The 5,880-nt window shown below is 74.3% G+C and carries 4 protein-coding genes; 2 read left to right on the plus strand and 2 right to left on the minus strand.

The annotated features are described in order from the left end of the window. A partial coding sequence (locus tag ACFFNX_RS39765) for an FtsX-like permease family protein (protein ID WP_378211326.1) occupies window positions 1-1,325 on the plus strand: 1,325 nt, incomplete at its 5' end. A gap of 274 nt (window positions 1,326-1,599) precedes the next feature. Continuing rightward, the gene (locus ACFFNX_RS39770; protein ID WP_378211327.1) at window positions 1,600-2,652 is read left to right on the plus strand and encodes an MBL fold metallo-hydrolase; all 1,053 of its coding nucleotides are present in this window, start codon (window positions 1,600-1,602) and stop codon (window positions 2,650-2,652) included. Between the two features lie 57 nt (window positions 2,653-2,709). Here the strand turns inward: ACFFNX_RS39770 and ACFFNX_RS39775 are convergent, their stop codons facing one another. Together ACFFNX_RS39775 and ACFFNX_RS39780 are read right to left on the minus strand one after the other, a co-directional pair. After that, window positions 2,710-3,036 (minus strand): putative quinol monooxygenase, encoded by a 327-nt coding sequence (locus tag ACFFNX_RS39775; protein WP_378211328.1) that lies wholly within the window; start codon window positions 3,034-3,036, stop codon window positions 2,710-2,712. A gap of 46 nt (window positions 3,037-3,082) precedes the next feature. Then, a partial coding sequence (locus tag ACFFNX_RS39780; protein ID WP_378211329.1) for a serine hydrolase occupies window positions 3,083-5,880 on the minus strand: 2,798 nt, incomplete at its 5' end.

Consider the following 5,880-nt stretch of genomic DNA (forward strand, 5'->3'; position numbering starts at 1 on the left):
CCTCCCGGGGCCGCGCCTTCGCCGGGTACCTGCTGATGGCCGGCGCCACCGTCCTGTCGGCCGGGCCGCTGCTGACGCGTACGGAGCAGGCCGCCGCCGAGACCGCCCTCGCCGGCATCCTCGTCACGATCGGCCTCGGGCTGGCCGGTCCCGTGGTGGTCGGCCGGATCAGCCGGACGCTCGCGCGGAGGCTGCCGGCCGGGGTGTCCGCGCCGACGTGGCTCGCCGTGGCGAACAGCCGTGGGTACGCCCTGCGCGTCGCGGGCGCCGTCACCACGCTCGCCATGACGGTCGTGTTCACGCTGACCTACGCGCTGACCCAGACGACGGTGCTCAAGGCGACGTCCGAGGACGTCGAGTCCGCCACCCGGGCCCAGTTCACGATGACCGCGCCCGGCTTGGGCGGCCTGCCCGACGGCCTGGCGTCCGCCGTACGGGCCACGCCCGGTGTGCGGGCCGCCGCCCCGGTCACCACGACCACGGTCATCTGGACGTACAAGATGCTCGGCGACGACGCGACCGACCACCACTCCGCGCCGATCCTGACCCCGGCCGCGCCCTCGGTCCTCGACCTCGGCGTGCGGTCCGGCGACCTGGCGGATCTCACCGGCGCGACGGTCGCCGTGGACGCCGAGGCCGCCAGGTCGCGGAGGGTGTCGGTGGGCGGCACCGTACGCCTGGTCCTCGGCGACGGCACCCCGGTCGACGCCCGCGTCGTGGCGATCTACTCACGCGGCCTCGGGTTCGGACCCGTGGCGATCTCGCGCGACCTCGCCGCCGGGCACACCACCACGGGACTCGACCAGAGCCTGCTGATCCGTACCGACGGCTCGGACGCGGCCGCACGCGGCCTGGCCGCCCTCGCCTCCTCACGTCCGGGGCTGGCCCTCGGCCGGGCCGACGGAGCACCGGACGGCGCGTACGGAGTGCCACCGGAGCTGTGGATCAACATCGCGGTCCTCGCGGTGCTGCTCGGCTACCTCCTCCTCGGCATCGCCAACAAGCTCGTCGCGAGCACCGTCCAGCGGCGCCACGAGATCGCCGCGCTGCAACTGATCGGCGCGACGCCCGGGCAGATCCGCTCGATGATGCGCCGGGAGGCGGCGCTGATCTGCGTCGTCGCGCTCGGCACCGGCCTGCTGCTGTCGGTCGTACCGCTCGTGCTCCTGTCCGCCGGCTTCCTGCACCGCCCGTGGCCGGCCGGGCCGCTGTGGCTGTTCCCCGCCATCGCGACCGTCGTGGCCGGGCTCGCCTTCCTCACGATGGAGGTGCCCACCCGCCGCGCCCTGCGCACTCCACCGGCCCAGGCACTCACCCGCGCCTGAGGGTCGGGACGCGTGCGTCAGCGGCTGCTCCGCCCCCCGTACGGCACGTCCCCGGGCCGATCGTCACGCGGTGCCGGACGCTTCGACTCGCTGAAGCGCGCCCTCGGACGTCTGTGGGCCGAGGGCGCGCGACCGGGGAGCGCGACGAAGAGGCGTCCGGCTCGTACCCACGGCACACCGTCCCGAAGACGTGACGGATCATCGCCTCGCCTGGGGCGGGCCGGAGCGGAGGGGCGAGGAGGACCCTCATCCGTCACGCCTCTAGGCTGCCCCCATGTGCGACACGACGGCCGGACCGCATGAGCCGGCGGCCTCTCTTCCACGCCCGGCCCCGGGGGCGGCGGTCGACCCGATCGCGCTGGAGCCGGTCGACGAGGTCGAGATCGTCACCTTGGTGGACAACGTCTTCGACGGGCTCCTGACCGGTGACGAGCGCACCCGCCGGCCGTCGATGGGGATGGGCCTGGTGGCGGCGCCGCAGTTCGAGGGCGGCCGCACACCCGCCGGGATGCGCGCCGAGCACGGTTTCTCCGCGCTCGTCCGGGTCCGCCGGGCCGACCGGGTCACCACGTTGCTGTTCGACACCGGCCTGTCGCCCGACGCGATGGTCGTCAACGCCGACCGGCTCGGCATCGCGCTCGACGACCTCCACGGCGTCGTGCTCAGCCACGGCCACTTCGACCACGCCGGCGGACTGGCGGGGCTGGCCGGCCGCCGCGGCGTCCATTCGCTGCCGATGGTCGTGCATCCGGAGGTGTGGACCCGGCGCCGGCTCGCGGTGCCCGGTCGCCCTGCCGAGGAACTGCCGACCCTGAGCCGCCGGGCCCTCAAGGGCGAGGGCTTCGAGGTCATCGAGCGCCGCGTTCCCTCGCTGCTGGTGGACGGATCCGTGCTGATCACCGGTGAGGTGGACCGCACGACCGAGTTCGAGCGCGGCATGCCGCCGCCGCACCAGGCCTGGACCGGCACCGAGTGGGCCCACGACCCGACCGTCATCGACGACCAGGCACTGGTCGTGAACGTCCGCGGCCGTGGCCTGGTGATCCTGACGGGCTGCGGCCACGCCGGCGCGATCAACATCGTGCGCCACGCCCGGCGACTCACCGGCATCGACCGCCTGCACGCGCTGGCAGGCGGCCTGCACCTGGGCGGACCGGCGTTCGAACCGATCATCGCGCCGACGGTCGAGGCACTGACCGGGCTCGCGCCCGACCTGGTGGTGCCGGGCCACTGCACCGGCTGGCGCGCCCAGCAGGCGCTGGCCGCCGCGCTGCCCGGGGCCTGGGTGGCGAGCAGCTCGGGCACCACCTACCACCTCACCGCATAAGACCCCCGCTCGCGGGGTGGCGTTTTCCACCGGCCATGGGCGGTGCTCGCGAAGGTCTCAGGCGGGGTCGGTGGTCGGGGGCGTGGGGCCCTTGCCGCCCAGCAGGTCCAGTTCGATCATCTCCGCCGCCGCGACGAGCTTCATCGCGGCGGTCGTCTCAGGGCTGCCCTTGATCGTCTCGAGTACGGCGTCCAGTGCGTCCTGGTCGCGCCACAGTTCGGTCACCCAGATGGTGTCGGGCGCGTCCGTCTGGCGGTTGACCAGGTACAGCTCGCACCCGGGCTCCCCTTCCAGACCGGCGGCGGCCGTCAGGAGCAGTTCGGCGAGTTCCGCCCCGTGTCCCTCGTGAGCGACCAACCTGCCATGGCGCGCGATCCGGCTCATGGCCGGCAACGCTACCGGAACCCCGCTTCGTCCCGCCGCATGAGGCTCACGCCACCTTCGGGGTGGCGCGGCCGGAGAAGTGCAGGTAGCGCTCGCCGGTCGGCAGGGCGTAGAAGGTCACCGACAGCCACGTCCCCGTCCGCTGGGCGCGGACGGCGAACAGGTCCGCCCCGATCGGGACCAGGTCGTACTCCTGTTCCCGATCGGTCTCGGGGACGAGTTCGGCCAGCGCTCCGGTGGTGGTCCTTCGCAGGAGCGGGTGCTCGCCTCCGATCACCTCCAGGCGCTCGCCCGCCCGTTCGTACGTGCCCGCGTGGCGATCCACGTCGGCGGAGACCGGCTCGGCCGGTGGTGTGAGCGGTTCGGGCATGGTGACCCCGGCGAGTTCGGCGAAGATCTCGCGGAAGAGCGCGTCGTACAGGCCGTGCGCGTCGCCGCCGTTGGTGAGGAGCACGACCGCCAGTCCCTGGGCGGGCAGCAGGCGCAGGAAGGCGGACTGGCCGATCGTGTTGCCGTCGTGCCCGATGAGCCGGTGGCCGTCCCAGCCGGTGCGGGACCAGCCGAGCCCCCACGAGTCGCCGAGCGTGTGCGCTTCGGGCAGGTCGACCTGCTTCTCGGTCATCGCGGCGGCGCTCGCCTCGCCGAGCACGCGTGTGCCGTCGGGTGCGCGGCCGCCGGTCAGGTGCATCCGTGCGAAGGCGAGCACGTCGGCGACGGTCGAGCTGATCAGCCCGGCGGGTCCGGCCGAACGCGGAAGCTGCCAGATCGGGGCCCGGGCCGGTTCGCCGGCATCGTCGTGGACGTGCCCGACGGCGGCCCGGTGCAGCAGCGCCTCCTCGGGCAGGGTGGTCGTGTGCCGGAGCCCGAGCGGCGTGAGGATCCGCTCGCGCAGCGCGGCGTCCCAGGTCGTGCCGGTCAGCTTCTCGACCACCCGGCCGGCGAGCGAGAAGCCGGAGTTGCAGTAGGACCAGGTGGCGCCGAGCGGATGATTCCGCGCCACCTCCGCCAGCGCCTCGGTGTACCTCTCCAGGCAGTCGTCGCCCCGCCCGGTGTCGGAGAACACGTCGCCGTCGATGCCGCTCGTGTGGGTGAGCAGGTGGCGCATGGTCAGCTTCGCCGCGGTCTCCGCGTCGGCGAGCCGCAGCCCGGGCAGTACCTCGGTGAGAGGCGCGTCCAGGTCCAGCCGCCCTTCGTCGGCGAGCTGCATGACGAGGGTGGTCGTCCAGACCTTCGAGACCGATCCGATCTGGAACAGCGAGTCGGCCGTCGCCGCCACGCCGGTCTCCCGGTTGAGGACGCCGGTGGCCGCCTCGGCGGTCTCGTCACCGCCGGGGGCCGGTCGCAGGATGCCGAGTGCGGCTCCGGGGACGCCGTGCCGTTCGGCGAGGGTGGTGAGCCGGCGCCGCCAGTGCGCGGCGTCCAGGCGGGGACGCGGACGGGCGGCGGCGTGGCGCTCGACCCAGTCGGCGACCCGGCGGTTGAAGTCGATCCGGTGCGAGGGCGGCCCGTCGATGATGAACAGGTGATCGCCCCCGGGGTAGAGCACGAGCTCGGACGGCACGCCGCGTTCGCGCAGCGCCGTGTGCCACTGCTGGGCCTGGCCGACCGGGCAGCGCAGGTCGTCGGCGCCGTGGATGACGAGCGTCGGCGTGCGCACCCGGTCCACGCGGGCCAGCGGCGACATGGCGGCATACCGTCCGGGCTCCTCCCAGTGCGGGCCGCCGAGCTCGTGCTCGCCGAGGAAGTGAGCCTCGTCGGAGGTCCCGGCCATGCTCGTGAGGTCGCTGACCACGCCTCCGGCCACGGCCGCGGCGAACCGGTCGTCGTGGCCGGTCAGGTAGCACGTCATATAGCCGCCGTAGCTGTAGCCGGTCACGGCCAGCCGGCCGGGGTCGGCGACGCCCTCCGCGACAAGCGTGTCGATCGGTTCGAGGAGGTCCTTGGCGTCGGCGGTGCCCCACGCGCCGAGCGCGGCGGTGAAGAAGCGCTCTCCGTAGCCGTCGCTGCCACGCGGGTTGAGCAACAGGATCGTCCAGCCGCGGGCGGCGAGCTCCTGGTGGTAGAGGTGCACCTCGTCGGCGGCGCCGTTCCAGGCGTTGTGCGGGCCGCCGTGGACGTCGAGCAGCAGCGGGCCCGGTCCGCGCGTCGCGGGGTCGCGGACGATCCAGCCCTCCACGACGGTGCCGTCGGAGACGGTGAACTCCCGTGCCACGCGCGGGAACACCGTGACCTCGGCCGGCGCCGCGCCGTGGCCGGTACGGACGGTCTCGGCCCCGGTCACCAGGTCGACCACCGCGACCTCGCCGAACGACTCCGGGGTCGCGAGCACGGTGACGGCCGTGGTCCCGGCGACCGACAGCCCGGAGACGACCCGGCCCGCGCCGGCGAGGACCGGCCGTGGGGCACCGCCGTCGACGGGGACGGCGTACAGGTGGGTGCAGCCGCGGTCGCGGGCGCAGAACAGCACGGTACGGCCGTCGCCGGACAGGCGCGGGGCGGCGCCGGGATAGGCGGGGCCGCCGGGCATCACGTTGCGGTCGAGCGGCGCGGTCAGGTCTTCGGTGTCGCCGCCGTCGAGCGGGATGCGCAGCAGCCTCGCGTGGCCGACCGGTTCGCCGGGCGTACCGGCGACGATCAGTGCCGATCCGTCCGGCGCCCAGGTCACGGGCCCGCCCGCTCCCCCGGTGAGACCGGCCGAGACGGGCCGGGACGCGGCGTCGGCCAGGTCGAGGACGTACACCGGCGCACGGTGGACCAGGTCCGCGTCCGGCGCCGTGGCCGCGCTGAACGCGAGCCGCGTGCCGTCCGGGCTCCAGGCCGGGTTCCCGGTGTGCCAGTCACCGT

It is taken from the genome of Actinoallomurus acaciae (assembly GCF_042429965.1).
Taxonomy (GTDB): Bacteria; Actinomycetota; Actinomycetes; order Streptosporangiales; family Streptosporangiaceae; genus Actinoallomurus; species Actinoallomurus acaciae.